This window comes from Methanolobus sp. WCC1 (assembly GCF_045690315.1).
In the GTDB taxonomy this organism is placed as follows: Archaea; Halobacteriota; Methanosarcinia; order Methanosarcinales; family Methanosarcinaceae; genus Methanolobus; species Methanolobus tindarius.
The window spans coordinates 1908700-1932741 of record NZ_CP146979.1 but is presented as its reverse complement, the minus strand read 5'-3'; the positions used below and the strand labels follow the sequence as shown (position 1 = coordinate 1932741).

Genomic DNA, 24042 nt, shown 5'->3' with positions numbered 1-24042 from the left:
ATTAACAATAATATAAACACGGATGAAATCGATGAACCCAGAATTGGAGTCTTCATCTGTGAATGCGGAGTTAACATAGGAGGTGTCATTGACTGCCAGGCAGTTGCAGATTATGCAGGCACACTTCCGGATGTAATACGCTCCTCGGTAAACAAATACACCTGCAGTGACTCTGGTCAGTCAGAGATCAAGCAGGCAATTAAGGATAATAATCTCAACCGTGTGCTTGTTGCAGCATGTACACCAAAGACACACGAACCGATATTCAGGGCCTGTGTGGAAGAAGCAGGACTTAACCCTTACCTTTTTGAGTTCGTGAACATCAGGGAACACTGCAGCTGGATACACATGCAGGAAAAGGATGCTGCAACAGAGAAAGCATGCGAACTTGTACGCATGGGTGTTTCCAGAGCATCAAAACTCGAACCCCTGCAATCCAATGAGGTTCCGGTAACAGACACAGCACTCGTTATCGGTGCCGGTGTTGCAGGTATGCAGTCTGCTCTTGATATTGCAGATATGGGTTACAAGGTCTATCTTGTGGAAAAGAATCCATCCATCGGCGGCAAGATGGCACAGCTTGACAAGACTTTCCCGACCAACGATTGCAGTATCTGTATTCTCGGTCCGAAGATGGTAGAGGTTGCCAGGAATAAGAATATCGAGCTTATGACCTATTCCGAAGTTGAGGAGGTTGACGGTTATGTTGGAAACTTTAAGGTAAAGGTCAGGCACAAGGCACGTTACGTTGATACTGATACCTGTACCGGCTGTGGACTCTGTGTCCAGAAATGTCCTGTTGAAGTTCCAAACACCGAGTTCAACGAAGGAATAGGAACCCGTAAAGCAATCTATGTCCCGTTCCCACAGGCTGTTCCACTCAGGGCTGTTGTTGACAGGTCAGTATGTATCGACTGTGGTGCCTGTTCCAGAGCATGCAGCAGCAATTCTGTAATAATGGAACAGCAGGACACATTCTCCGAACTCGACATCGGAGTTATAGTTGTCACAGCAGGTTTTGATGTTTATGACCCGGAGCCAACACACGATTTCGGTTATGGACTTTACGATAATGTAATTACAGGCATGGAGCTTGAACGCCTGATAAATGCCAGCGGACCTACAATGGGTAAGGTTGTCAGACCAGGTGATGTAAAGCCACCGAATAAGGTCGGTTTTATCCAGTGTGTAGGAAGCAGGGACAAGAAACGCAACAGATATTGCTCCAGTTTCTGCTGCATGTACGCCCTTAAGGATGCCCAGCTTATCAGGGAGAAATACCCGGATTCTGAAGTTTACATCATGTATATGGACATGAGAACTCCGTTCAGGAACTATGAGGAATTCTACGACAGGGCAAGGGATATGGGAATCCGCTTCATAAGGGGTAAACCCGGAAAGGTTACCGAGAATGAGGATAATGGCCTGAAGGTACGTGTTGAGGACACGCTTACCAACGATATCATCAACCTTGACCTTGACCTGCTGGTTCTCAGTGTCGGTGCAGTTTCAAGTGAAAGCACCGAACGTATCAGGCAGATCCTTAAAGTAAGCAGGGCTGCTGATGGTTTCATGATGGAAGCGCATCCAAAGCTTAAGCCTGTTGACACTACACTGGATGGTATTTTTATAGGCGGTGTAACCCAGGGGCCAAAGGATATCCCATACTCTGTTTCACAGGGAAGTGCATGTGCAGCCCGTGCATCACGCTATCTGGCACAGGGTAAGGCGATCACTGAAGGAATCACCGTTGAAGTAAATCATGATGTCTGTGTTGCATGTGGACTTTGTGTACCAATGTGTCCTTTCCAGGCACTTTCGATTGAAGATGGAAAACTGAATATCATCAAAGCACTCTGCAAAGGCTGTGGAACATGTGCAGTAGCCTGTCCTACCGGTGCATTGCAGCAGAACCATTTCAGGAATGACCAGCTTCTGGCACAGGTTAAGAATGTATTCACCTTTGAGGAGGAATGAAAATGACAGAGAATAAACAATGGGAACCAAAGATAGTCGCATTCTGCTGTAACTGGTGCAGTTATGGTGGAGCTGACACTGCAGGTATGGGAAGATTCCAGCAGCCTGCATCCCTCAGGATCATTCGTGTCATGTGTTCCGGAAGAATTGACCCGTTGCACGTGTTCAATGCATTCCTCGAAGGTGCTGATGCAGTTCTTGTAACAGGCTGCCATCTCGGAGATTGTCATTATCTAAATGGGAATTACAAAACTCAGGTCAGATATGATTTCATGGAGGACATGGTAAAAGAACTTGGTCTTGAACCTGAAAGACTCCACCTGAGCTGGATAAGTGCCAGTGAAGGTGAGAAATTCGCCAACTTTGTCAGGGAAGTAACAGAACAGGTCAGAAAACTCGGGCCAAGCCCTCTCAAACCAGAAGGAGTGAACTAAAATGGTCGAAGTCGGAGACAAAGTTATAGGTTATTCAACCGATCCCGGAGTTCGAAACAAGGGAGCTTCCGGTGGTCTTGTTACAGCAATTCTTGCAGCAGCTCTTGAAAAGGGACTGGTGGAAGAAGTTGTTGTACTCAAACACATTAACGAGTACGAGGCAATTCCAATAATCACCAGCGATGTTGAAGACGTACTTGCGTCCGCAGGCAGTATGCACACTGTTCCTGTAAACCTTGCAAAGTATGCTGTTGGCAAGAATGTTGCAATGCCAGGAAAACCCTGTGACATCAGGGGTGTTATCGAACAGGCAAAGCGCAACGAGGTCAATATTGACAACACATATCTCATCGGTCTGAACTGCGGAGGAACAATGTACCCTGTTCAGACCCAGGAGATGCTTGTCAACATGTATGATATAGATCCTAAGGATGTCACAGGTGAAAACATCGAGAAAGGAAATCTCATCTTCAGGACAAAATCTGGAGAGGAAAAGGGCATTTCCATTGATGAGCTCGAGGAAGCAGGATACGGAAGACGTCTAAGTTGCCGCTACTGTGACGTTAAGATTCCTGTCAACGCTGATCTTGCATGTGGAAACTGGGGTGTCATCGGTGAGCTCACAGGAAACGCAACCTTCTGTGAAGTAATGAACGAGAAAGGTGTCCGTCTTCTTGAGAATGCCATCGAGGCAGGTTATATAGAGATCGAACCAGCAAGTGAAAAGGCCATAGCCATCAGGGAAAAAGTGAACAATGTCATGCTCTCCATGGGTGAGAAATGGTCAGAGAAGGTATTCACAGAAATTCCTGATGAGCAGCGTACTCAGTATTACATGGAAGAGTTTGCAGACTGCATAAACTGCGGTGCCTGTAAAGAAGTCTGTCCTGCATGTACCTGTGGTGAGGATTCCAAGTGTACAATGTATCACAACCTTGAGGATAATTACAGGATGAGCATGTTCCACATGGTTCGCCTGATGCACCTGTCCGACAGTTGCATTGGTTGTGGTCAGTGTACCGATGTCTGTCCTGCAGATATTCCGGTAACAACAATATTCAGACGCTTTGCAGACAAGTCACAGAAGAAGTACAACTACAAGGCCGGAATGACACTTGAGAGACCACCATTCCTGGAGGTGATGCCAAGATGAAGGAAATGATATACCAGACTATCTGTCCGGGATGTGGTATCGGATGCGGACTTTACATCAGGAAAAATGAAGATGGAAAGTTGAGCATCGACCACATGAAGAGCAGTCCTGTTAATCTGGGAAAACTTTGCAGGTTCGGAATGAAGCTTCCACATTACTATGCTAAAGAGAACAACGCTGTAAGTCAGGTAAACAATTCTGCTGTTGATGCTGAAACTGCTATCAAGGCAGCAGTTGAAATTTTAAAGGAAGCTGACAGCAGCAGTACTGTTCTGTTATCCGTTGGAAATACTACAAATGAAGAACAGATTGCATTTACAAAGCTGGCTGTTACATTAGAGACTATTGTTCAGACTGGTGTGAGCTCTGAATGTCAGAACGTCCCCGAGGCTTCACTTTCTGAAATTGAAAAGGCAAAAAGAATAGTGCTTTTCGTTGACCCTTACGTTCAGTATCCTCTTATTGTCAGGAGACTGCTTACAGCTAAGAAAAATGGTGCAAGCATAGTGTCTGTTGGAACAATGCCGTTGAATCTGGCTGATGAAATTCTTGACCTGAAACCAGAGCAGTATGATGAACTGAAACTCGATAATGAGTCATTGATAATTGCAGATATTCATCCGAATTCAGATATCAAAATGGCAAAGCATCTTCTTGCTCTTGCTCAAAATACCGGTGCAAAGATACAGTTCATGAGACCTTTCATGAACAGTTTCGGAACCGGACTTTCAGGGGATCAGGAAAGTAAGAAGGTCGGTCTTGCAGAACTGCTTGAGGACATAGAACTTGGAAATATCAGGACGCTTGTAACTCTTGAAAGCGACCTTACAGAGCTGATGCCAGATAATGAAGCTACTATTGAATCATTGAAGAAGCTCAATAACCTTATCGTTCTCAGTTCAAGAAGCAGTCCGGTTACTGATCTTGCAAACGTTGTGATTGCCACAGAACCAATTTACAGCAAAGCCGGTACTTTCCTCAATACTGAAGGAAAGCTTCAGGAAAATAGTGGTACAGGCAAAGCCGGTGTGGATGCACTTTCATTGCTCAATGCCGGTATCGGTGGAAAGGCTTTCACTTATGATGAGATGAACTATCTTGTTCTGAAAGCAATTGAAGCTCAGAATGAGAATCCAGCAGTTGCTGCTGAATGTGCAGCTTCCGATGCTAATGTTTCTTCACCTGAAATTCCAGAAGGCATGTACGAGTTAAAGTACCTCTACAATCCTTTTATGTGGTTTGACCAGAAGGATGACAATGATTTTGTTCTCCTTAACAGGAACACTGTCAGGAAACTCGGCCTGAAAAAAGGTGGATATGTGAACCTGAAGAGTGACAGAGGCGAGCTTAAGATGAAGTTCAGGGTTGAAGCACTTCCGGACGGTCTTGTGCTCACAGCAAAGAAGCTTCCTGTAGCTACAGGAGCATCAACTATCATATCAATGGAGGGATGCTAATGCCAGAACTTGACAGTCAGCAGCAGAAAGAGTTCATTGAAGAAATGATGACTAAGAACGAACTCAAAGGAGCTTCCAAGAAGAGGCTCATAAGGTTCCTTGCTGAGAAGTATCAATGGGACCGTCAGAGAGTTCAGTTCAAACTTAAAAGGGCAACATTAGCAGAAAGGTATGCTCAGTCACATTGAATAATGAATAAAATAGGGCTCTGTAGAAATCATGGCATTAAAGGTTAAAGGAAGCAGCAAATTGATTCATCGCAGATCATGAATAACTTGAGTTATCCCGAAGGGTACGGCGAAGCCGGCGTTTTCCCACAAGACTAAACAGAATGATTGGCATGATGCCCTAGAATCTTTTATTTGAAGGAGTTATGCAGCACTATCATCCCAAATACAATATTGTTTGGGATGATTTTCTATATGGGATGGTCGAAATGCGCCGCCTTCGGCGGATAGTTACTTTGTTTTTGGATTTCAGATTGTTTTCATGGACACTATTGTTCTTGTTATCTTAAATTTCAGTTGTTTTATCACCAACCAATCCTAAAAAGTTCATTTCAATCTTTGAAAATGAGTGGATTTTCGAACACTGGCATGTGTTATCCTTGGTATCAGAATACCTTCAACTTATTGAACAGACCACAAGATATAAGCTGCAAACAACAGTTATTATATTGTTATTAGCGGAGTAAAAATATCATGTATTCTCGTAAAGTACTCATTGCAGCATTATTAGGCATTGTTCTTTTGTCCTGTTCCTTTCTCATTTATATATCGCCACTATATTCAGGACAGATTGACCCATTATACTCCGTTCACAACTTTGATGCAAACGAGCATATAGTTACTGTGGAGGTCTTAAATTCACGTGACAAATCGATAATGGAAGAGACATACACACTAGAGTACATGGAATATGCCAGAGAAGAACGACCATTTTTGTCAACACTGCCACTATCTAGTAATAAATTTACCTTCAACGTCACTTTGGACGGTGAAAACATGGGATTGTACCCAATCGAAGTCGAACTCCAAAATACAATGGGTGTAGTAGCTCTGTATGATGAAGATGAAACGGGGAATGTAACACCAGTTTCCGTTTATTGGATAAGGGAGGATTAAAAGGGATTGCTCTTACTTTTTTGCAAGGGCCTTGATTAATTCGTCGTTTTCTTCAAGTACAATCGGTAATAATCTCTCGAATTCCTCGTTAGTCGGGAATCCGCCTGTGGAATGACCTTCAGAGGTCACCGATTTTTTTGTTTCCGACATGCACTTCACTTCCGTGCGAGGGCTTCAATTAGCTTTTCGTGTTGCTTGCACACGATTGGAAAATCTCATCTGCTTCCTTTTCCGAAAGAAGGCCGCCATCTGCCATTTTGAGTTACTTTTTGACCAAATGATTCATGAAAAGTTCAGTTTAACCTCTTTTTAATTTCATCACTGAGCTTTTCAGGATCCTCTTTTTCGATCATCATTCTAAGTTTTACATTATCAAGCAATGGTTTTGCTTTTTCAATACGCTCTTTTGCAAGCTTGAGCAGTGAACCATCAACCTGTGGAAGTTCAACTTCAACGTGTTCCTTGTGAGCTTCAGGTTCAACCTCAAGGGTTCTGGAAACATCGGGATAATTTCTCTTTCCGGTAACCATGGAATCTATCGCATCCTTCCACTGTTCTGCCCACGGGGAATCAGGAACTGGTGTATGATTTACTTTCGTTCTGGAAACTGTCATGACATCCTTGGGACATGCATTGACACATGCACCGCAATAGGTACAGTAGTCATATTTTGCTGCTATCTTTGCTCCTTCTTCCGGTACGTACCAGAGATGGGAAGGACAGACGTTAAAACATCCATGGCATCCTTGCGGATCGCATTTGTCAACGTTGACATCGATCAGACTTAGCTCGCCTTCGAATTGCTTTTTGATATCTACTGCATCATAAGGGCAGACAACCTGACACCATGTGCAGCGTGTACATTTTTCGTCATCTACTGTAACGTTACCTTCAATCTCAGGAGCTTCGCCTCTTTTTTCACCTTTGACCTTGATAGCATCTTCAGGACAAAGGTCCTGGCAGAGCGCACAGTAGTCACATTTATCCTCGTCAACCAGAAGCATATCAAATGGCTGAGGGTCAGTTGGAGTTTTCTCCTTTTCCACAAGCAGGAACGCATCACAGAATTCAGCGCAGACTCCGCAGAAATTGCATTTCTCGGTATCTATCTCTATATCGCCTTCTGCATCTTCCTTAAATGGTGCGATCTCCTCTTTCTTCGGGAACGTGAATTCCACTTCAATGGCTTCCTCAGGACACGCAGCCTTGCAGAGTGCGCATGGCAGGCATTTCTCGTTCATCCTGACATATGAGTCAAATGTAGGGAACTCTTCTTTCTCAGGAAGTTCGCCTTCCTCTGTCATCTTAAAAACATTAACCGGACAGAAATTAGCACACATTGAACAGAATGTGCATTTATCAAGGTCCATCATCACAGGTGGTGCATCCAGACCCGTGGATATTTCCTGCATGGGTCCGAGTTCCAGAGCTGTGGTCGGGCAGATATCTACACAGATTCCACATCCAACGCATCGTTTGTAATCATAATCAAGGAACTTTATGGATTTGCTGCTTATCTGGCGGTAGATGAAATGTGAGCCATCCATATCCATGTCTTTCTCAACACAGAGTGAATTCTCCCTGCACTCTTCGGTCATTGTTCAGCCTCCTTAAGTTCTGAACCTATTGGACCGATCTTCTTCAGGTAATCAACAAAGCCTTCGATGGAATTTGCAAATCTTTCACCTTCAGAAGCTGATATCCATTCAACACTGAGACGTCCGGGGTCAATTCCAACATCTCCAAGGACTTCTTTTAAAGCTTCCATCCTTTGTTTTGCATTATAATTAGCAAAAATATAGTGACATTCCCCAAGACGGCAGCCAGCTACAAGTACTCCGTCTGCACCTCTTTCCAGTGCTTCAAGAACGAAGGATGGATCAACACGTCCTGCACACATAACACGTATAACACGTATATTCGTCGGGTATTGTATCCTTGAAGTACCTGCAAGGTCAGCACAGGTGTAACTGCACCAGTTGCAGAGGAAAGCAACGATTAATGGTGATTCAGATTTGACTTCTGTTGCAGCATGTATCTGAGCTACTATCTGTGCATCGGTACTGTTTCGCATCCATATGGCATCAGCAGGACATGATGCACTGCAAGCTCCGCATCCCATGCATGAGAGTTCGTCAACAACTGCTTTGTGGTCGACCATAGTTATTTTATTAAACTTGCAGGTGTCAGCACAGATTCCACATCCAATGCATTTATCAGGATTCACATGGGCACTGAGTGGGTCCATTTCAAGCTCACCCTTTGAAAGCAATTGCATTGCTTTGGCTGCTGCTCCGCTTCCCTGAGCTATAGATACCTGTATTTCTTTAGGACCGGATGCGCATCCTGCTATGTATATTCCTTTTACGTGGGAATCTACCGGTCTCATCTTCGGATGAGCAATAGAGAAGAAACGGTCTGTACGTCTTGTAAGATTCAGAACTCTTGATATCTTATCAGCATCTTTTACATTCTCCATTCCGGTTGCAAGGACAACAAGGTCTGTTGGTTCTTCGAATAGTTCACTGCTCAATGTGTCCTCATAACGTAGTTTCAGTTTTCCGTCAGAGTCCTGCAGAATTTCTCCTACTTTTCCACGGACAAAATTGATTCCCATTTCCTGGCTGCGTATATAGTATTCCTCGTACATCTCACCGGATGCACGGACATCGATATAATGAATTGTAATATCAACATCAGGGTATCTTTCCTTGAGAAGTTGGGCATTTTTCATGCTGGACATGCAGCATACCCTTGAACAGTATGGATTTCCTACCTGTTCATCCCTTGAACCGACACACTGGATGAAGGACACTTTTTCAGGAACCTTGAGTGTTGAAGGCGAGAGAACTCTGCCTTTTGTGGGACCGGCAGCGTTGAGCAGGCGTTCCAGTTCCATATTTGTGATTACATCTGGATAGATCCCGTAACCATATTCCGGTTTTCTGCTTGCATCGAAGTGACTGTAGCCGGTTGAAAGTATGATTGCTCCCACTGTAAATTCGACTTTTTCCTCTTTCTGATGATAGTGAATCGCATCAGCCGGGCAGGCAAGTTTGCAGAGTCCACATCCTACACAGTATTCATTGTCAATGTAGACTACCTGAGGAACCGCCTGTGGAATTGGCATGTTGATAGCTTTGGTTTTTCCAAGTCCTGAATCGAATCGGTTTGGAACTTCTACGGGGCATACTCGTCCACATTCATCCACACAGCCTTTGCATTTGTCTTCGTCAACATATCTTGGCTGTCTGGTTACTGTTACATTGAAATTTCCAACAGGTCCGCTTACATCAGTTACTTCTGCAAGTGTTATGAGGTCAATGTTCGGATGCTGGTTCACATCCGTCATCTTTGGAGCCAGAACACAGATAGAACAGTCATTGGTCGGGAATACCTCATTGAGGAGTGCCATCTTTCCGCCGATGGTAGGTTCTTTTTCGACCATTATTACATGATGTCCTGAATTCGCCAGTGTGAGAGCGGCTTCAATTCCAGCTACGCCGCCGCCGATTACCATCACATCTTTTTTTGCGGGAACTTTTTTGAGCTGCAGAGGGTCAAGCAGTTTGAGCCTGGCAATTCCCATTCTGATGAGATCGAAGGCTTTCTGGGTTGCCATCTGTGGATTGTCCATGTGGACCCATGAGCATTGCTCACGGATGTTGACCATTTCCAGCATGAAAGGATTGAGACCTGCTTTTTCAAGCACTCTTTTGAAGGTCTGCTCATGCAGGTGAGGAGAACAGGCTGCAACAAGTATGTGATTAAGATCCAGGTCAGTTATGTCCTGGACTATGGAGTCCTGTCCCGAGTCGGAACACATGAATTGTATGTCCTTGACCAGAGCAACGTCATTTAATTCACTGACTTTGTCTCTTAGTGATTCGACGTTGATGGTATGTGCGATATTCAGTCCGCAATGGCAGATATAAACTCCGATTCGCATATTGTTGGCTCCCTATAGCAGGAAATGATGATTTTGATAAAGATATAGTTTTGCATGTTCTTCACTATAGCAACATTAGGCAATAGCATTAGTAAGATAAGGATGAGGATATTCAATAATTAACTTAGTAATCGAAAACTACCTTGACTATATAAGTCAGTTTGACCAATGGCCATAATGGTTATATTATAAATATGCCTATTAGGAAGTGTTTTACCTTCCTGCGCATATGTGCGGGAAACAACTGGGAATTGGGGATGAATGATATCCTCTTCCCTTCCAGTTGCCCTTTTTACTTGATTATTAAATTATTAATGTGCAGCTCGTTTAATTTATGAGAATTAGATTCAAAGCAACAAAATCTAAAACTTGATTATTTCAAACTTATCGGTGGATTATGATTATTCAGGGCGTTTCAGTTTAAACGATGGCCATAATGGTTTTATTATCATTTTGACTTTTAGGAATTGTTTGTACCCAACCAGCACAAACCTGCACGGAAATTGAGGGAAGTGCGGAGGACATTTTTATGTCCTCTCACTCCCTCATTCCACACAAACCATGTCTGACTCCGCAATAAAATTCCTTCATTAGGTTACTTTTTTTTAGTTTAAACGATGGCTAGAAAAGTTATATACTAGTTTTTTTCATCTTTTTGAATAACTAGTGAAAGCTAGTAGGAGTACAAACATGAAAAGAATAGCAATAGCATTTCTAGCATTCTTGCTCTGCGTTTCCGTCGCAAGTGCAAGTTCATCTGAAACAGCAATAGATGCGGTATCATCAGGTTCTGATGGTGGTATTGGAATATTATCAGTAGGATATACAATTACCCAGGGAGAGACTAACTGGCATTACAAACCAATTACTAGTAGTATTCAGAGTTTCAATGTTGACTTGAATTGGGGTGATAAAACCGATTCATTGAAGCTTTACATATATGATCCAAATTACGATTTAATTGGTTACTATTACGATTCAGCTGATGGTAAAAGAGATGGACGTATTAATATTGATGTAGTCGATAATTCTGGAATTGAACAAGGAACTTGGACTTGTCGTGTCTACGGTTATTCCGTTAGCGGAACAGAAGATTATTCTATTTAAAGTACGTAGATTATGTATGTATAAATTATCATACATATTTCTTATTCTTTTTTTGATTGTAGTTGCACCTTCTGCCGGAGAACCTTATGTTCAGCCTCATGGTTCAACTTTTGATTCACAGAAGGACATGACTGGTTTCCAAGGAACGTATCATTTCTGGGATCTCCCTCTATACTTCAAATTCATAGCACTTGGTGCGATCATCCTCGGCCTCGGCTGGAAACTCGTTGCCATTCTCACAGCATGGGCTAAAAAAGATCCCAATAATGAAAATCGCCAGAGAATACTTAGTTTTATTGAAAAAAATCCTGGAAGCACAGTTAATGCGATAGAGACTGATCTTGGTATCAAGCGTGGAACTGTGCGGTATCATGTTAGTAATTTAAAGGATGCGGGCAAAATTCTCATGTTCAGAAACGGGAACTATGTGAGCCTTTTCAGAAATGAGAGCGCACTATGGAATAAGAATCACAAACGTATCGAACCTCATCTGCCGGGGGCAACCTGCAAGAAAGTGTGCAGCGTGATATATGAAAATCCGGGAATAACCAATATGGAGCTTTGTGAGAAACTCGGTCTTTCCAAAGGGGCTGTAAGTTCCCATATCAGGACACTTGAGGAAATCGACTGTCTTGAAGTTGAAATCAGTGGTAAATATAAGAATTATTCCTTAAGGGAAGGTTATCATCCTGATGAGTTACCGCTGTTTGAAAGGATACGCTGAAAACTGGCAAATCTCCATTTTTAGAAGCATCACATTTTTCAAATTTGTCATGAATATTCTAAAATAAATGGGGTCATTAGCCACTATTTTTCAATTACTATATAAATTACATTTAAATATGATTCTTTCTTATATGCACTTCTCACTTGTTTGCTTACTGAAAAGTACAAAGTGAGGGTGGTAATATGATAAAAACAACCCTTTTTAAAAATATAGTGGCTACACTGGTCTGTCTTGCTGTGATTTCAGCAGTTTTCGCTATGCCAGTCAGTGCAGCAACAGAGCCAGGAACTGCTGCTCCGTCAGCAGCGGTTAGAACTGCAAGCGCAGGTCCGATTCCAACAATTGCTTCTTCTACAAGTCTTTCACCTGTAGTTACAGAGACTGGGAAGATCAGCCTTTCAGTAGATGGACTTGGAACAACAGGTACCGGAATCATCCAGGTTGAAAAACCAGAAGGAGCAACTGTAAGATCAGCATATATGGCTGGAGCCTCTCTCTGGTCTGCGGCCCCAATAGCAGATGGTCAGGTAAAAATAGATGGTCAGAATGTAAATTGGGACTACTTCGTTCATAAATATACTTACAATCACTGGGCTGATGTCACTTCCCTTGTAAAAGAAAAGATTGATGTAGCTCCTGCAGGAACAATTGATTTCACATTAACAGAGTACAATTCCTTCAATATTGATGGAACAGTACTTGTTGTGATTTTTGATGATCCTAATCAGGTAGATGATAATACAATTGTTCTCCTTTTCGGTGCCCAGAGTACAGACGGAGATACATTTAACCTGCTACTGGCAGATCCTATTGACAAAAGTGTTCCTGATATGAGTTTTGACATGGGACTTGGTATTTCATTCAGTTATCAATCAGGCTCAGATCAGTACAGCATAGTAGATGTAAATGGACAGAGACTTACATCAGCAGCAGGTGGCGAGGATGATGGTGAATCATCAGACGGAGAACTTCTAACTGTAGGAGGTCTTGGTGACAGCAATAAAAATCCAGCAGATCCGGATGCAAGAGCATATTCCGATCCACGCCAGGATGATGAGTTGTACGACATCCTTCCGTTTGTGAACGATGGTGATAATACAATAACAGTATACACAGAAAATCCATCCGATGACGACAATATTTTCTTTGCATACTTCAACCTGAAATCAACTACAGCTATAGTAGGAGAGGGAATTCTTCTCAGTCCTTCATCAGCAACTGCTACGGTAGGAGATTCCTACACAGTAACCGCAACAGTTCAGGATGACAGTGGAAATCCTGTTGAATCAAAGAGAGTTAACATTAACGTGAAATCTGGACCCCATGCAGGTTACGATTATGCTGGAATTACAGATACCAATGGTCAGGTTAGTTTTACATACACCGGTACAGCTGCAGGAACAGATGTAATTGAAGCAAGTTTCATCGATAATCAGGAAGTAGTAATCACTTCCAACGAGGTAAACTGTGTCTGGGAGGAGTCTGGAAACAACAATAACAACAATGAAATTCCGGAGTTTCCAACCATTGCTCTTCCAATAGCAGCAATAATAGGACTTGCATTTGTCTTCCACAGCAGGAAAGAGGAGTAATAATCTCCTCTGATTTTTTTTGATATATTTTAACCTATTTTTTCCGGTTAGCTTGATTTCTTTTTTCAATGTTGTATTTATACGAGTTTTATACTAGATATATTTATAAAGTCCGGCATCCAACTACATATGGGTAAATGTATGGGAATGGGAGAGTGACATTACCGGTCATAGAATCTGTGTTTTGAAATTTCAGGATTTTGTATCATTTTAGTTAATGAGAATATTTCGTATGCAGTATCCAACTGGAAACTGTCCTCCTTATATGCAAGTATCCACAATATATTGGTATCTTAAAGATACTAATTAAAGGAAGCATGGTGAATAAAATGTTCTGCTATCAATGTGAAGAAACTATGAATGGTACCGGCTGTACAAAGAACGGTGTATGTGGAAAAAAAGGAGAAGTTGCTGACCTTCAGGATGATTTAATCTATCTATTGAAGAGTATTGCTTTCTATAATTCAAAGGCAAGGGCAAACAATCTGAATGATGCAAAGACCGATGAGTTCATCCTTGACGGATTATTTGCAACCATTACAAACACCAATTTCAGTAAAACCGATATTGAAAGACTTATTAATGAAGGATTTGAAATAAAGGATGGCATCAAGCAGAAGCTGATGGATGAAAAAGTAATCAATGAAAAATCCGGCTCATCATTCCCTAGATGGATTAAGAAAAAACTCCTTGGTGCTGCTCCAAATGCCGGTGAGGATTTGCCTGTAATGGCAAAAGTCACACCTGCAACACTGGCCAATATAAATACCGGAATTCTTGCCACTGAGAACGAGGACATCCGCTCCCTCAGGGAACTTTTGATATATGGTCTCAAAGGAATGGCAGCTTACGCTCACCATGCAAACGTCCTTGGATACAAGGATGATGATGTAATGGCATTTATGGAAAAAGCACTCCTTGCCACAATGGATGATGACATGGGTGTCGATGAACTGGTTCCGCTGGTACTCGAATGTGGTTCAGTTGGTGTAACAACTCTTGCACTGCTTGACAAGGCAAACACTACAACCTACGGTAACCCGGAGCCAACCGCAGTCAACATTGGCGTGGGAGAAAAACCTGGTATTCTTATCAGCGGTCATGACCTGAGAGACCTTGAACAGCTCCTTGAACAGACAAAGGGCACAGGTGTTGATGTTTACACTCACGGCGAAATGCTGCCTGCAAATTCTTATCCGGCTTTCAAGAAGTATGATAATTTCGTAGGCAACTACGGTGGTTCATGGTGGAGACAAAAGGAAGAGTTTGAAAAGTTCAATGGTCCTATACTTATGACCACAAACTGTATTGTTCCTCCTAAGGAAAGTTACCTCAACAGGATCTACACAACCGGAATTGTCGGCTTTGATGGTGTAGCACACATAAGTGCCGCTGAGGATGGAGGAAAGGATTTCTCCGCAATCATTGAGCAGGCAAAGGCATGCAGCTCACCTGAACAACTTGAGGAAGGTACTATCATGGGTGGTTTTGCTCATGTATCAGCACTTTCCGTTGCCGACAAGATAATTGAGGCTGTAAAAGACGGCCAGATCAAGAAGTTTGTTGTGATGGCCGGATGTGACGGAAGACACAAAGAGAGAAGCTACTACACAGACTTTGCAGAAGCATTGCCTGATGACACTGTTATTCTTACAGCAGGATGTGCAAAGTATCGCTACAACAAGCTTGCACTTGGAGACATTGGCGGAATACCAAGAGTTATTGATGCAGGTCAGTGTAACGATAGTTACTCACTAGTAGTCATTGCACAGGCTCTTGCAGAAGCCTTTGGTGTTGAGGATATCAACGACCTGCCGGTTGCGTACAATATTGCATGGTATGAGCAGAAAGCATGTCTTGTCCTGCTTGCACTGCTAAGTCTTGGTGTCAAGAACATAATGCTTGGTCCCAAATTCCCGGCATTTGTCTCACCAAATGTACTGAATGTGCTTGTTGAGAACTTCAATATCATGCCAAACACCACAGTAGATGAGGATCTTAAAACCCTCATTTAAATCTTTAACAGCCGTTTCAGGAATGATTATATTAAAATCTCTAATTTCCTTTTTATTTAATATTTAAGGAAGTGTATTATGAAAATTACAAATTATAAAGATGCAGAAAAGAAAGATAACCCTCATGGAGTAACCGTACACAAGCTCTATGACACCGAACATGCCCAGGTTATGCACATGCAGCTCAAGCCCGGTGAAGCTCTAAAGAAGCACTCTACTCCGGTTGATGTTTTCTTCTATGTGCTTGAAGGTGAAGGCATAGTAGAGATTGGTGATGAGCAGGAGACTATAACTAAGGATATGCTGGTGGATAGTCCCGCTAAAATTCCTCACAGGCTCATGAATGAAAGCGACAGTCTGTTCCGTTTCCTTGTGGTAAAGGTGCCACGTCAGACCGAACAGACAAAAATGATGTAAACTGGAAATCACCTTTTGATTTTCCAGTATTCTTTTTTTTCAGCAGGTTATCTGGATAGCCTGACAGGATTCATGGAAGGTGTTGATCGGAGAACCTGCCAGACTACAGGAGGCACAGTTAGATTTATTTCAATTCCCCCACTGTGCAAAATAAAATCAATCTGCATTATATTTATATGTTTATTTATAAAAAATTAGCTTAATCATATAATTTAATTCAAGCAACTGCAGGTTCCATTTAGTCGAAGGCGTTAAATAATGATATCCTGAATATACCATTCATACTATAATTCATTCTATCGGAGATTATCTATGACAGACCTTGCACCAATAATGGAAAAGACCCACGAATGGGCATCAAAATACGCAAAGAAAAAGGGATTTATTCTCAATCCTGACGAAGAAATGCTTATGATGGTTATTGAAGGTCTTTCTAAAAATAAACATGAACATGGGAAGCAGTACTGTCCATGCAGACTGAGAACAGGTGATACCGAAGAAGATCGTAAGATCATCTGTCCATGTGTTTACCATGAGGATGAGATAGAGAATGATGGCAACTGTCACTGTTCCTTGTTCTTCAAAGTCTGATTTTCCTGTAAACAATTAACAAAACAAAATAAAACAACATAGGACTCAGAACCGATTATTTAAATTAACATAAACGAAGGTTGATGATCATGGCAAATGTGATGGAAATATACCAGTTGCTTCCAAAAACAAATTGTAAGGAATGTGGAAAAAGTACATGTATGGCATTTGCTGTGGATTTGCTGGCACGTAAGGTCAGTGTGGATGATTGTCCCCCTCTTGTAAATGATGCTAAGTACAAAGCAGGTTATGACAAACTGTCAGAGATGATAGCTCCTGTTAGCGGTGTAACTGATACGGGCCTTATTGTTCATGAGGATAAATGTATAGGATGTGGAAACTGTGTTGTTGCATGTCCTGTAAATGTAGCCAATGACCCACTTGGAGCTGGCAGTGGGAAAGCACCAACATCTGATAAAGTAATCTTCAAGGTTGAAGATGGTGTTGTTAAAGCCCGCAATGTTCAGGAATGCCGCCGCTTTGGTGAGAACAGGATTCTTTGTGTTGCCTGCATAGATACATGTCCAACCAAGGCCATTGAGTTCGTATGAACTCTTATTTTTCTTATTTTTCAGTGTGGTGATGATTTGAGTGAATATTATGTTTGTACGGGCTGTGCACTTCTTTGTGATGACATAGAAGTTGAAATTGAAAACAGCAAAATAAAAACAGTTCATGCAGCATGCCGTAAAGGTGTTGCCCGCATGAAAGGTTGCAGCGATCCTCTGGAATGTACTGTGGATGGTGAAAAAACTGATGTTGATTCTGCAATTACAAAGGCCGCTGAGATTCTCCGTGAAGCAGAGAACCCATTGATTTTTGGTCATGGTAACTCAAGTTCAGAAGCTCAGAAACTGTCCATCGGTCTTGCAAAAAAGACAGGTGCATATCTGGATGATACTTCATCTTTCTGCCAGGGGCCGGTAATAGAGGCGATACTGCAGGAAAAACTCAGAACATGCACTCTTGATGATATCAGGCACAAGGCTGATGTAATCATATTCTGGGGTGCTGACCCTTCAAACTCACACCCACGTCATCTTTCAAGATATTCTTATTTCCCAAGAGGCAAGGAACGCCAGAGAGGCTGGGAAGAAGACAGGACTGCTATTTGTGTTGATGTCAGGAAATCCGAAACTGCAGTTATCTGTGGTGCCAATCGTTTTTACCAGATACCAATGGGTGGAGATGAAGAGTTTATGGATGCACTGGTAAGTGCACTCTCCAGTAAGGTTCCAAAAACATCATTCGGATTTGATGCAAAGAGAATACTTGAACTTGCAAATGTACTGAAAAAGGCAAAATTCGGTGTAATTTGTGTCGGACTCGGACTAATTTATTCTCTGGAAGATCTGGAGCCATTGTTCCGGTTAATTGACAAACTCAATGAAGTTTCAGAGTTCAGTCTCATGCCAATGGTTGGCCAGTACAATATGAGAGGTTTTAACCAGAATCTTTACGAAGAAACAGGTTTTATCAACCGTGTCAAATTTAATTCAGAAACCGGTGAAGCAAAACACGGACCGGAGTTTTCAGTTGTGGAATCTCTCAGGGAAAAAAGTGTTGATGCTGCACTTATCATAGGTTCCGATCCTCTGTCCAGTCTTCCATTGTCAGTTTCACGATATCTTGCTGATATTCCATTGATTACTATTGATCCATGTAGAAATCTGACCTCATCTAAAGCGGAAGTAACGATACCATGTGCCCTTGGAGGTGTGGAATATGGTGGAACTGCTGTTCGAATGGATGGAGTTGAAGTCGAGCTTAAAAAGATACTTGATACTGAAAATCTCCCGGATGCTGAGATTCTCAGGAAAATCACGGAGGCAATTTAATGGGATTTGGACAATTTCTTGCAGCACCTGAAATTAAACTGAAAGTCATAACGTACAGAGATGTGTTCCAGAACACTGCTCAGGAAACTTCCCGTTTTGGGGAAGAATATGAGAAGTCTTCAGCTGTCATTAAACTGGATCCAAAAGACATTGCTAAACTTTCTATCAAAGATGGTGAGACTGTGATTGTTAAAAATAGCTCTGGAAAAGTTGTTGTCACAGCTGTCAAATCAGATTATGAAGAGTCACATTCAGGGGTTGCTTATATGGTAAACAGTCCATGGTCTAATTCTCTTGTACCTGATGAAACAGGTGGCACCGGAGTTCCAAAATTCAAGAATTTTGAAGTCACAGTTCAGGGTGCCAGGGGAGAAAAAGCTACCGGAATCAGTGAGATTTTCTGATTCCTGAAATCCTGATTTTTCTGTGATTTTTGCAAATGACATTAATTATTGTAGGCATCGTAGATCTGCCAGACCCAGACAATAAGCCCTGTGACATAGCCAATAAGGACAAATTGCAGTACGAAAGAGATTCCCAGTGCAACCCATATACCTATTGCTTTGAATATTTCTCCTTTAATTAATTGCCCAAGACCGGGAATAAAAAATGATAATAGCGCCGGAACGCCGTGTGTTTTTGATCCACCCATGTTAATCACCTTATAGTTTTTAATTATAACATAGCTTATTTGTATAAAAAAGTTGAGATTGCAGGGCATGATTCCTAATTACACGATGTATATAGCAAGGCTTTTAAATAATGTAGGCCATTAGCGAAAGTAGGCGACAAATATATGTTTATGAATCAATTTTTTATTTGCTTCTTTTCATTTAGTAGGTGATATTGTAAATTATGACCTATGTTTGTATATCATCTAAAAATATATATTTGATTAGCTCTAAAACGGTTGAAAAGTAATGCAGGTAATTAGTGTGAACAATCTAACATTTTCTTCTTATTTTGCCCTTTTTTCCGGAGGTTATCCTCACAATGCATAAAATATGTACTGATATAGTAATTGAAGCACCTATCAATGAGGTCTGGGACCTCCTTACAGATTTTCATAATTTTGAAACATGGAATCCTTTTATCACAAAAATAAAAGGAAAACTTGAACTCGGTTCTAAGCTGGAAGTTCATCTTCATCCGCCAGGGACAAAAGGAATTGATATGTCCCCGGTTATTACAAAAGTAGAACCATTTAATGAATTCAGGTGGATAGGAAATCTCTGGGTCAAAGGAATATTTGACGGAGAACATGCCTTCAGGCTTGAAGAACTTGAAAACGGTCGTACAAGGTTAATCCAGTGTGAAAGGTTCAAAGGTATACTTGCTCCGCTGATACTGTATGTGCTGGGTGAGAAAACCCGTGCAGGTTTTGAGAAAATGAATTCAAGTCTGAAAAATGAATGTGAAAAGAGAAACAAGAAGGGCTTCACACAGTGTGTGCCCTCGGCCTGATAACTCTGTTGTCTGAATATTGTTCCATACAGTGCGCTATCCAGCCTGAAACCCTTCCCATTGCAAAGATGGAAGTTGCAAGTTCGGCGGGAATATCAAGATATTTGTACACCACTGCAGAATAGAAATCAACATTCGGATAGATTGGCTTTCCTCTGATTTCTATGAACTCATGGTAAAGAATATGCTCTATTTCTTCTGCCATGTCAAACCAATATGTGTCGCCATTTTCCTCTGCAAGTGCCCTGGCAACATCCTTGTATATTCTTGCTCTGGGATCAAGTGTTTTATACACACGGTGACCAAAACCCATGATCTTTTCTTTATTTTCAAGTTTTCCCAGGGTATAATCTCTTACATTTTCGATGCTTCCGATCTCATCCAGCATGTCCATAACTCCTTTTCTGGCACCGCCATGGAGAGGTCCTTTTAGTGTACAAAGACCACAGATAACCGCTGAGTAAAGATCAGAGAGTGTTGAAGCAGCTATTCTCAGTGCAAATGTAGACGGATTCAGCTCATGCTCAGCACTGAGTATGAGATCTTTTTCCATTGCTTCAGCTTCAAGTTCAGTAGGAATTTTACCGCTTAACATATACAGGAAATTAGCTCCGTGGGATAAATTATCCATAGGTTCAATTGGTTTTTCACCGAAACTTGCCCTGTGCAGGGCTGCAACTATAGTAGGAAATTTTGCAACAAGTCTTATTGACTTATTTTTGTTTGCATCAGGTGTATGATGATTATTTTCCTCATCAAAGTGTGCAGTACAGGATATGGCTGTTCGAAGACCATCCAGGGCTTCAGTACCAAACTCAAACTCTTTCAGCACTTCGATCTGCTTTCCATTAATACGTCGATTCTCTTTAAGCATCCGGGAATATTCGGACAACTCTGCTTCACCGGGAATCTTTCCATTGATGAGAAGATAGGAAACAGCATCATAAGAGAGATCAGCCAGATCCTCTATTTTGATACCCCTATACTTCAGGATTCCCTGGATACCATCTATATAGGAAATTTTGGTATCCAAAGCTACTACGCCTTCTAGGCCTTTTTTCATCTCTTCCATTTAAAAATCCCCCGATGGATCAAATGTACGTTTTGATAGAATATGTTCAATAATACCTTTCAATTGTCCATATATTAAAGTTTGCTTGAATTCAATATGATTTATAATAATTATTTATTAAATCAAGCAAGAAAATCAAAACGAGGGTGGGGAGTGAATTCTCATTCACCCTTTACTCTGTCTCTGAGGAATTTGTGCAGAATTCCTCCATTCATGTAGTATTCAATTTCAATTTCTGAGTTAAGACGGACATCAACCATGAAACTCTTCTCTTCACCATCATCGGACTTTGCTACAACGGTAAGTTCTCCGAATGGTTTGAGTTCTTCAATTCCGGTTATGTCGTATGTCTCTGTTCCGGTAAGTCCAAGCGCCTCAGCTGATTCTCCTTCCTTGAATTGAAGCGGTAGTACACCCATACCTACAAGGTTGCTGCGGTGTATCCTTTCAAATGATTCAGCTATAACAGCTTTAATTCCAAGAAGCTGGGTTCCCTTTGCTGCCCAGTCACGTGAGCTTCCGGTACCGTATTCCTTTCCTGCAACAACAATCAGTGGAATCTTCTGTTCTATATATTTCATTGCAGCATCATAGATTGGCATTTCCTTGTTTTCTGGCAGGTACATTGTCCATGAACCTTCTTTTCCAACAAGTTTGTTCTTAAGACGTACGTTTCCAAAAGTTCCTCTCATCATTACTTCGTGGTTACCACGCCTGGAACCGTATGAGTTGAAGTTCTTTTCATCCACGCCTTTTGCAATTAGGTACTGGCCTGCAGGATATGATGTTGGGATAGAACCGGCAGGTGAAATATGATCTGTAGTTATACTGTCTCCAACATATGCCAGAGCCTTTGAGCTCTTAATATCTGCAAGTGCCTCTACTTCCAATGGGAAATCCTTGAAGAATGGTGGTTCCTGTATGTAGGTGGAATCTGCATCCCAATCGTAGAGCAGACCTTTTGGTGCATCAAGTTCTCTCCAGAGTTCTGTACCCTCATACACGTTGGAGTATTGTTCTTTGAACATCTCAGGTGTGACTGCACCCTGCATGCACTCATTAAGTTCTTCCTTACCTGGCCAGATGTCTTTCAGGTAAACAGGCTGTCCGTTTGGATCACAGGCAATTGGCTCATTTATGAGGTCAATATCAACTGTTCCTGCGAGTGCATATGCTACAACAAGCATTGGGGATGCAAGGTAGTTTGCCTTTATCTGGGAGTTTATCCTGCCTTCAAAGTTCCTGTTACCACTGAGAACTGCTGCAACGGTAAGGTCTTTGTCTTCTATTTCGTTTGAAACAGCCTCTCTAAGTGGTCCGCTGTTACCTATACATGTGAGACATCCGTAGCCAACAAGGTGGAATCCCAGTGCATCAAGATATGGCATAAGACCTGCTTCTTCAAGGTAGTCGGTAACTACACGGGAACCAGGTGCAAGACTTGTCTTGACAAATGGTTTGACCTTAAGTCCCTTTTCAACAGCCTTTTTCGCGAGAAGTCCTGCTCCGATCATAAGTGCAGGGCTGGATGTGTTAGTACATGATGTGATAGAAGCAATTACAACAGAACCATGTGTTACAGAAACAACGTCGTCTGCACACTTGATTTTTGTAATGCCAGTGTGATGTGGATGTGTTATTTCGGAAACACTGTAACCGCCTTCGTTAAGCCAGCGTCCGTAATCAGGATCGGTTTCACATGCTTCCTTTCCGCTCTTTGCAGCGAACACTTCCTTCATAGTCTGGTGGAATGCCCTTGACATTTCAGGAATTGGTATGCGGTCCTGTGGCCTCTTTGGTCCTGCAAGTGATGGTTCCACGGTGCTTATATCAAGTTCAAGTGTAGATGTGAATTCAGGTTCAGGTGCGTCATTTTCAAGGAAGAGTCCCTGCTCTTTACAATACTGCCTGACAAGTTCAACCTGTTCTTCAGTTCTGCCGGTCATGGTCATGTATGCAAGTGTAACTTCATCAACAGGGCAGAATCCCATTGTTGCACCGTACTCTGGAGCCATGTTCGCAAGTACAGCCCTCTCTGTGAGTTCAATGGCCTTGTATCCTGGTCCGTAGAATTCCACGAACTTTCCAACAACTCCATGTTCCCTGAGCATCTGTACGACTGTGAGTACAAGGTCAGTTGCTGAAACGCCTTCCCTGAGTTCTCCAGTGAGCTTGAATCCGACAACTTCAGGAATTGGCATGTAATATGGCTGTCCGAGCATCACAGCTTCAGCTTCAATACCGCCTACTCCCCATCCGAGCACACCAAGTCCGTTGATCATGGTGGTGTGGGAGTCTGTACCTACAAGGGTGTCAGGATAAGCAACAAGTTCGCCGCACTTTTCATTCAGGTGAACAACAGATGCAAGGTACTCAAGATTGACCTGGTGGATGATTCCGCTTGCAGGCGGTACTACTTTCAGGTTATCAAAAGCGTTCTGTGCCCAGTGGAGCAGCTCGTATCTTTCCGTGTTGCGGTGGAACTCATATTTCTCATTGCAGTTACGTGCATATGATGTGCCGTAATAATCTACCTGAATTGAGTGATCGATAACAAGATTTGCAGGAATGACCGGATTAATTGCTGAAGGGTCACCTCCAAGTCTTTCCATTGCTGATCTTATGGCTGCAATATCTACGACTGCAGGAACGCCTGTAAAGTCCTGCATTAAAACTCTTGAAGGAATGAATGGTATATCTACAGCAAGCACACCATCTGGGCTCCAGCTTGCAAGATTTTTGACGTCATCTTCTGTGATAACTTTTCCATCAACGTTTCTCAGGATATCTTCAAGCAGTACTCTGATTGAGTAAGGTAATTTGGAAATATTGGCAATACCTGCCTCTTCAAGCTTTTTTAAGCTATAGAATGTTACCTCTTTATCAGCGATAGTAATAGTTTGTTTAGATCCAAAAGAATCTTTAAGATTATCACATTTCATAAATGTCACCTATTCAAATGCAATTTCAGTTAAGCGGTTATCTGCAAAGTTAAAACCGGGGTTGATACCGGGATCATTAGTATTATACTTTTGAACAGTCCTTTTCACGTGTAATTTTTAAGCATCTGTAAACATTCATGATGCTTTTTGCAGGACTATCTGACTTGGATATAAGAACCCGCA

At 42.0% G+C, this 24042-nt stretch carries 22 protein-coding genes; 16 read left to right on the top strand and 6 right to left on the bottom strand.

Annotation, left to right across the window (positions count from 1 at the left end; genetic code table 11):
* Positions 1–27 precede the first annotated feature (27 nt).
* The 6 genes from V7O61_RS09340 (at position 28) to V7O61_RS09315 (ending at position 6145) form a co-directional block, all read left to right on the top strand.
* A complete protein-coding gene (locus V7O61_RS09340; RefSeq protein ID WP_407283411.1) occupies positions 28–1977 on the top strand; it encodes a 4Fe-4S binding protein in 1950 nt (649 codons plus the stop codon).
* Positions 1974–2411: a hydrogenase iron-sulfur subunit gene (locus V7O61_RS09335; protein WP_407282026.1), complete on the top strand. Its 438-nt coding sequence runs from the start codon at positions 1974–1976 to the stop codon at positions 2409–2411. Before V7O61_RS09340 ends, V7O61_RS09335 begins: the two co-directional genes overlap by 4 nt.
* Position 2412: 1 nt before the next feature.
* Complete coding sequence (locus V7O61_RS09330; protein WP_407282027.1) at positions 2413–3564, top strand: Coenzyme F420 hydrogenase/dehydrogenase, beta subunit C-terminal domain; 1152 nt, start codon at positions 2413–2415, stop codon at positions 3562–3564.
* Entirely contained in the window at positions 3561–5021 is a 1461-nt protein-coding gene (locus V7O61_RS09325) for a hypothetical protein (protein ID WP_407282028.1), read from the top strand. The genes V7O61_RS09330 and V7O61_RS09325 overlap by 4 nt, the downstream gene beginning before the upstream one ends.
* On the top strand, positions 5021–5209 hold the full coding sequence (locus V7O61_RS09320; RefSeq protein ID WP_407282029.1) for a hypothetical protein: 189 nt from the start codon (positions 5021–5023) through the stop codon (positions 5207–5209). Before V7O61_RS09325 ends, V7O61_RS09320 begins: the two co-directional genes overlap by 1 nt.
* Before the next feature lie 513 nt (positions 5210–5722).
* Complete coding sequence (locus tag V7O61_RS09315) at positions 5723–6145, top strand: hypothetical protein (RefSeq protein WP_407282031.1); 423 nt, start codon at positions 5723–5725, stop codon at positions 6143–6145.
* Between the two features lie 12 nt (positions 6146–6157).
* On the opposite strand, the gene V7O61_RS09310 is transcribed toward V7O61_RS09315, so the two are convergent.
* The 3 genes from V7O61_RS09310 to hdrA2 all read right to left on the bottom strand — a co-directional run bounded on the left by V7O61_RS09310 (position 6158) and on the right by hdrA2 (position 10094).
* On the bottom strand, positions 6158–6295 hold the full coding sequence (locus tag V7O61_RS09310; protein WP_407282032.1) for a hypothetical protein: 138 nt from the start codon (positions 6293–6295) through the stop codon (positions 6158–6160).
* A gap of 143 nt (positions 6296–6438) precedes the next feature.
* Positions 6439–7743, bottom strand: coding sequence for a 4Fe-4S binding protein (locus tag V7O61_RS09305; protein WP_407282034.1), 1305 nt, complete (start codon positions 7741–7743; stop codon positions 6439–6441).
* Entirely contained in the window at positions 7740–10094 is a 2355-nt protein-coding gene (gene hdrA2, locus V7O61_RS09300) for a CoB-CoM heterodisulfide reductase HdrA2 (RefSeq protein WP_407282035.1), read from the bottom strand. The genes V7O61_RS09305 and hdrA2 overlap by 4 nt, the downstream gene beginning before the upstream one ends.
* A gap of 690 nt (positions 10095–10784) precedes the next feature.
* Here hdrA2 and V7O61_RS09295 point away from each other — a divergent pair.
* From V7O61_RS09295 to V7O61_RS09255, 9 genes are all read left to right on the top strand, one after another.
* Complete coding sequence (locus V7O61_RS09295) at positions 10785–11201, top strand: peptidase domain-containing protein (protein ID WP_407282036.1); 417 nt, start codon at positions 10785–10787, stop codon at positions 11199–11201.
* A gap of 52 nt (positions 11202–11253) precedes the next feature.
* The gene (locus V7O61_RS09290; protein ID WP_407282037.1) at positions 11254–11925 is read left to right on the top strand and encodes a winged helix-turn-helix transcriptional regulator; all 672 of its coding nucleotides are present in this window, start codon (positions 11254–11256) and stop codon (positions 11923–11925) included.
* 185 nt (positions 11926–12110) lie between these two features.
* Positions 12111–13520 (top strand): Ig-like domain-containing protein, encoded by a 1410-nt coding sequence (locus V7O61_RS09285; protein WP_407282038.1) that lies wholly within the window; start codon positions 12111–12113, stop codon positions 13518–13520.
* 329 nt (positions 13521–13849) lie between these two features.
* Positions 13850–15535, top strand: a complete 1686-nt coding sequence (gene hcp, locus V7O61_RS09280; protein ID WP_407282039.1) for a hydroxylamine reductase — start codon at positions 13850–13852, stop codon at positions 15533–15535.
* Between the two features lie 78 nt (positions 15536–15613).
* A complete protein-coding gene (locus tag V7O61_RS09275; RefSeq protein WP_023843915.1) occupies positions 15614–15952 on the top strand; it encodes a cupin domain-containing protein in 339 nt (112 codons plus the stop codon).
* 312 nt (positions 15953–16264) lie between these two features.
* Positions 16265–16543, top strand: coding sequence for a ferredoxin-thioredoxin reductase catalytic domain-containing protein (locus V7O61_RS09270; RefSeq protein ID WP_023843914.1), 279 nt, complete (start codon positions 16265–16267; stop codon positions 16541–16543).
* A gap of 89 nt (positions 16544–16632) precedes the next feature.
* Positions 16633–17094: a (Fe-S)-binding protein gene (locus V7O61_RS09265; RefSeq protein ID WP_023843913.1), complete on the top strand. Its 462-nt coding sequence runs from the start codon at positions 16633–16635 to the stop codon at positions 17092–17094.
* A gap of 36 nt (positions 17095–17130) precedes the next feature.
* Complete coding sequence (locus V7O61_RS09260) at positions 17131–18381, top strand: formylmethanofuran dehydrogenase subunit B (protein ID WP_407282040.1); 1251 nt, start codon at positions 17131–17133, stop codon at positions 18379–18381.
* The gene (locus V7O61_RS09255; RefSeq protein ID WP_407282041.1) at positions 18381–18785 is read left to right on the top strand and encodes a molybdopterin dinucleotide binding domain-containing protein; all 405 of its coding nucleotides are present in this window, start codon (positions 18381–18383) and stop codon (positions 18783–18785) included. Before V7O61_RS09260 ends, V7O61_RS09255 begins: the two co-directional genes overlap by 1 nt.
* A 41-nt stretch (positions 18786–18826) precedes the next feature.
* Here V7O61_RS09255 and V7O61_RS09250 read toward each other — a convergent pair whose 3' ends face one another.
* The gene (locus V7O61_RS09250; protein WP_023843910.1) at positions 18827–19033 is read right to left on the bottom strand and encodes a hypothetical protein; all 207 of its coding nucleotides are present in this window, start codon (positions 19031–19033) and stop codon (positions 18827–18829) included.
* A 341-nt stretch (positions 19034–19374) separates the two neighbouring features.
* Here V7O61_RS09250 and V7O61_RS09245 point away from each other — a divergent pair, with 341 nt between their 5' ends.
* Entirely contained in the window at positions 19375–19845 is a 471-nt protein-coding gene (locus tag V7O61_RS09245; RefSeq protein WP_023843909.1) for an SRPBCC domain-containing protein, read from the top strand.
* Here the strand turns inward: V7O61_RS09245 and V7O61_RS09240 are convergent.
* Both V7O61_RS09240 and acnA read right to left on the bottom strand, forming a co-directional pair.
* Positions 19820–20917, bottom strand: coding sequence for a citrate/2-methylcitrate synthase (locus V7O61_RS09240; protein WP_023843908.1), 1098 nt, complete (start codon positions 20915–20917; stop codon positions 19820–19822). The two genes, V7O61_RS09245 and V7O61_RS09240, sit on opposite strands and share 26 nt — an antisense overlap.
* Before the next feature lie 161 nt (positions 20918–21078).
* Entirely contained in the window at positions 21079–23859 is a 2781-nt protein-coding gene (acnA, locus tag V7O61_RS09235) for an aconitate hydratase AcnA (protein WP_407282042.1), read from the bottom strand.
* Positions 23860–24042: the final 183 nt, after the last annotated feature.

What these genes read in the sequence shown, in the direction of transcription:
- acnA (WP_407282042.1), bottom strand. Translation starts at nt 23,859, where the DNA reads ATGAAATGTGATAATCTTAAAGATTCTTTTGGATCTAAACAAACTATT.
- V7O61_RS09265 (WP_023843913.1), top strand. Translation starts at nt 16,633, where the DNA reads ATGGCAAATGTGATGGAAATATACCAGTTGCTTCCAAAAACAAATTGT.
- V7O61_RS09285 (WP_407282038.1), top strand. Translation starts at nt 12,111, where the DNA reads ATGATAAAAACAACCCTTTTTAAAAATATAGTGGCTACACTGGTCTGT.
- V7O61_RS09255 (WP_407282041.1), top strand. Translation starts at nt 18,381, where the DNA reads ATGGGATTTGGACAATTTCTTGCAGCACCTGAAATTAAACTGAAAGTC.
- V7O61_RS09305 (WP_407282034.1), bottom strand. Translation starts at nt 7,743, where the DNA reads ATGACCGAAGAGTGCAGGGAGAATTCACTCTGTGTTGAGAAAGACATG.
- hcp (WP_407282039.1), top strand. Translation starts at nt 13,850, where the DNA reads ATGTTCTGCTATCAATGTGAAGAAACTATGAATGGTACCGGCTGTACA.
- V7O61_RS09315 (WP_407282031.1), top strand. Translation starts at nt 5,723, where the DNA reads ATGTATTCTCGTAAAGTACTCATTGCAGCATTATTAGGCATTGTTCTT.
- V7O61_RS09275 (WP_023843915.1), top strand. Translation starts at nt 15,614, where the DNA reads ATGAAAATTACAAATTATAAAGATGCAGAAAAGAAAGATAACCCTCAT.
- V7O61_RS09270 (WP_023843914.1), top strand. Translation starts at nt 16,265, where the DNA reads ATGACAGACCTTGCACCAATAATGGAAAAGACCCACGAATGGGCATCA.
- V7O61_RS09310 (WP_407282032.1), bottom strand. Translation starts at nt 6,295, where the DNA reads ATGTCGGAAACAAAAAAATCGGTGACCTCTGAAGGTCATTCCACAGGC.
- V7O61_RS09335 (WP_407282026.1), top strand. Translation starts at nt 1,974, where the DNA reads ATGAAAATGACAGAGAATAAACAATGGGAACCAAAGATAGTCGCATTC.
- V7O61_RS09245 (WP_023843909.1), top strand. Translation starts at nt 19,375, where the DNA reads ATGCATAAAATATGTACTGATATAGTAATTGAAGCACCTATCAATGAG.
- hdrA2 (WP_407282035.1), bottom strand. Translation starts at nt 10,094, where the DNA reads ATGCGAATCGGAGTTTATATCTGCCATTGCGGACTGAATATCGCACAT.
- V7O61_RS09250 (WP_023843910.1), bottom strand. Translation starts at nt 19,033, where the DNA reads ATGGGTGGATCAAAAACACACGGCGTTCCGGCGCTATTATCATTTTTT.
- V7O61_RS09295 (WP_407282036.1), top strand. Translation starts at nt 10,785, where the DNA reads ATGAAAAGAATAGCAATAGCATTTCTAGCATTCTTGCTCTGCGTTTCC.
- V7O61_RS09325 (WP_407282028.1), top strand. Translation starts at nt 3,561, where the DNA reads ATGAAGGAAATGATATACCAGACTATCTGTCCGGGATGTGGTATCGGA.
- V7O61_RS09320 (WP_407282029.1), top strand. Translation starts at nt 5,021, where the DNA reads ATGCCAGAACTTGACAGTCAGCAGCAGAAAGAGTTCATTGAAGAAATG.
- V7O61_RS09330 (WP_407282027.1), top strand. Translation starts at nt 2,413, where the DNA reads ATGGTCGAAGTCGGAGACAAAGTTATAGGTTATTCAACCGATCCCGGA.
- V7O61_RS09240 (WP_023843908.1), bottom strand. Translation starts at nt 20,917, where the DNA reads ATGGAAGAGATGAAAAAAGGCCTAGAAGGCGTAGTAGCTTTGGATACC.